Consider the following 3,136-nt stretch of genomic DNA (forward strand, 5'->3'; position numbering starts at 1 on the left):
GAAAACGGACATTTATTCAGACAGCATGGCTATTACATTTACTATGACAGAAATGAAGCGATGCAGAATTATATGATTGAGATCAGACAGGAAAACCAGGGGATGTGTGAAGGAACGCCGGGATTTCAAAATAGACTCTATGAGAAAAAAACAGATCATCATATACGACGGGAAGCGGTGAGTGGAAAAAGCAAAAACAGGAATATGAAATGGATACCGCAGGCGGCTGTGCTGGTGCTGATTCTTGTGGCCATCGGTATAAGGCGCAATATGCCCGGCGGCATTTTGCCGGTTGTGCAAAACCGGGTTGCTCAGGAGACACAGATAGAAACCGCAGCGGCAAATAATGTCGAACATTTTGATATTGTGGAAAGTATTGTGCAGCAGGCGGAGCAGTCAGCAGCAGAAAAAGATATCCGGGATACTGAGTATGCAGATCAGAACGGTGCAGCAGAATCTTCGGAAGAAAATCAATCAGAGGAGCAGGATGATGCAGCAGAGACAACAGTTTCGTCAACAGGGACGGCGACTGCAGGAAAAATCTATCAGCAGTATACCGTCAAAGAGGGGGATACATTACTGAAAATAAGCCGGAATTATTATCAGGACGCAGAGCATGTGAAGGCCATTATCCAGCTGAATCAGATTGAGAATCCTGATTATATTTATCCGGGAATGGTTCTTAAACTGCCGTAAATTGGGACTGAATTGCTGTGTCCCTGCAGGGCTTTTCCGGAGTATGGTAAAAAGGTTGACGGCCAAAGGATTTTTCACTATACTGAATGTATTATCGGAGGAGTAAAATGGAACAGCAAAATAAAGAAAAACAAAAGTTGAAGATGAACCGGATGCAATGGACGATTGCGGCAGGGGTGTTGATTCTTGCTGTTGTTCTGGTCTATGCATTGGTGAAGAACAATAAAGTGGCATCTTCCTATGAGGTTGTGACATCGATGTCCCGGGGTGACGATACGTCTGTTTACTATTGTATGATGCGTAAGGGCATGGTCAAGTACAGTAAAGACGGTGTTGCAATGACCAATAAGAGCGGTACAGTCCTCTGGAATCAGACTTATGAGATGGCATCACCGACGATGACGTCAGCCGGGGATTATGTGGCAGTTGGAGATATCGGGGCCAACACAATCTATATATGTAATGAATATGGGCAGCTGGGACGTGTGTCCACCGATGTACCGATTCAGGAGATACAGATCTCAGAGCAGGGTGTCGTTGCAGCGGTACTTTCAGATACATCCAGTAACTATATCAATTTATATGACAAACAGGGAAACAGCCTGGGAAGTATCAAGGCTTCACTTGAGAATACGGGATATCCGCTGGCAATCGCCCTTTCACCTGATGCGTCGAAGCTTGCAGTCAGTTATCTGATCGTGAAAAGCGGAAGTATGCAGTCAAGAATTGTGTCCTATGATTTTTCAGATGTGGAGGGTGACCATCTGCTGGATACGCAGGAACTGGAAGGATTATATCCAAAGGCAGCGTTTCTTGACAACCGAGAAGTGGTTCTGTTCGGGGAGAAAGGCTTCGTGCTTTATCAGGCAGACAGCAAAAAGATAGAGACGCAGGAGAACTTTGAAAGTGAGATCAACAGTGTTTTCTGTACGAATCAGAAGTTAGGTTTTATCTTTAAGAATGAAGATGACAACGGCAAATACCGTATGGAAATTTATAATAAAGCAGGCAAAAAGAGCAGTACGTACTATTTTGACCTGGATTACAGTGGAATGACGGCAGATGATGATGAGGTGATTCTGTATAATGATGGAGAAATGCTGATTTATCAGATGGGCGGCAGAGTTCGCTTCAGAGGGACATTCAATACAGCGGTGACAGGCGTCATGCCGTCATGGGAGGACGGATTGTACTGGCTGATTGATGATCAGTCACTGAGAGAAATACGTATAAGATAAGCATACGAGGGAAATACGTACATAGGATAAGTATTTTTTGATTGAAGGAGACAGAATGAATATATTATCATGGGCGGCGTTGGCAGTGCTGGTATATTATGCCTTTAAAGGCTGGCGCCGTGGTTTGATCATGACAGTTTTTTCGATGTTTGCCACAGTGATCGCCATTGCGTTGGCGGCACAGCTGTCACCGCAGCTGAGTCAGAACTGGCAGAATACCGCGTATTTTGATGCGGTCAGTCAGCGGGTGGAAGCATCACTTTTTAAGAATCAGGATGAACAGGAAGTTACAGACAAGGAGCATATGATTGATCGTCTGCCATTGCCGGATATTGTGCAGCAGGCATTGACAAACAGTGATGATACACAGAAGGATGTTCTGGGGATTTCCGCATTCAAGGCCTACATAGCCAATTATGTGACAGAGCTCATTTTCAATGCATTGTCTTTTGTATTGGTATTTTTTGCAGTATCTGTCATTATGAAGATTATTATCAGGTGTCTGAATCTTCTGAGCAGGCTTCCGGTGATCCATACCATGAACAAAATGGGTGGTATGCTGGTGGGGCTGCTGAAGGGAATGATTATTCTCTGGGTGATATGTATTGTTATTACTATATTAAGCGGAACAGAGATGGGCGGATATTTGTTTGCCCAGATTAATGAGAGTCTGTTTCTTCGGTATATTTATGATCATAACTACATTATGATGTTTATTAACGGTTTCAAAGACATTTTGTGGGGCTGATAACAGTGAAAACAAAACTGGGGCCGGGGCGTATTTTGTTTCGTACGCTCCGGCCCCAGTTTTGTTTCGTACGCTCCGGCCTTTTAATGTGAAAGATGGTTGCATATTTCACAATAGTTATTTCCAGGATTCATTTTCGAGAGGGGTGGAATTTAACTTTGCAATTGAGGAAAAGGAAAAATTAAAAAACTTAAAAATAGGTGTTGACAGATGTTGGAAGAGATGGTATGATATACAAGCTGTCAGCGAGAATAACGCGAAACAGTACAGATTCATAAGCAGTTTGGAAATAATTTATTAGAAAAATTAAAAAAGTTGTTGACAAACACTTAGACATCTGGTAGAATAAACAAGTCGCTTGATGAGCGATACATGAGCTTTGATAATTGAACAACAAAACAATCCCGAAAATTCCTAAAAAGAATTTTTAAGAACACAAACCAAAGTAAAACGG

The 3,136-nt window shown here is 42.7% G+C and carries 3 protein-coding genes; all 3 read left to right on the forward strand.

Going from position 1 to position 3,136, the window contains the following annotated elements; translation table 11 throughout:
* The coding region (locus WMO25_RS16580; RefSeq protein ID WP_349086263.1) for a LysM peptidoglycan-binding domain-containing protein at positions 1 to 696 on the forward strand (696 nt) is incomplete at its 5' end.
* A gap of 107 nt (positions 697 to 803) precedes the next feature.
* Positions 804 to 1,934 (forward strand): DUF5711 family protein, encoded by a 1,131-nt coding sequence (locus WMO25_RS16585; RefSeq protein ID WP_349086265.1) that lies wholly within the window; start codon positions 804 to 806, stop codon positions 1,932 to 1,934.
* Positions 1,935 to 1,989: 55 nt separating this feature from the next.
* Positions 1,990 to 2,682 (forward strand): CvpA family protein, encoded by a 693-nt coding sequence (locus WMO25_RS16590; protein WP_349086266.1) that lies wholly within the window; start codon positions 1,990 to 1,992, stop codon positions 2,680 to 2,682.
* Positions 2,683 to 3,136: the final 454 nt, after the last annotated feature.

This window comes from Coprococcus intestinihominis (genome assembly GCF_040096555.1).
Classification (GTDB): Bacteria; Bacillota; Clostridia; order Lachnospirales; family Lachnospiraceae; genus Coprococcus_A; species Coprococcus_A intestinihominis.

Coding starts and splice junctions, on each gene's coding strand:
- WMO25_RS16585 (WP_349086265.1), top strand. CDS start 804: ATGGAACAGCAAAATAAAGAAAAACAAAAGTTGAAGATGAACCGGATG.
- WMO25_RS16590 (WP_349086266.1), top strand. CDS start 1,990: ATGAATATATTATCATGGGCGGCGTTGGCAGTGCTGGTATATTATGCC.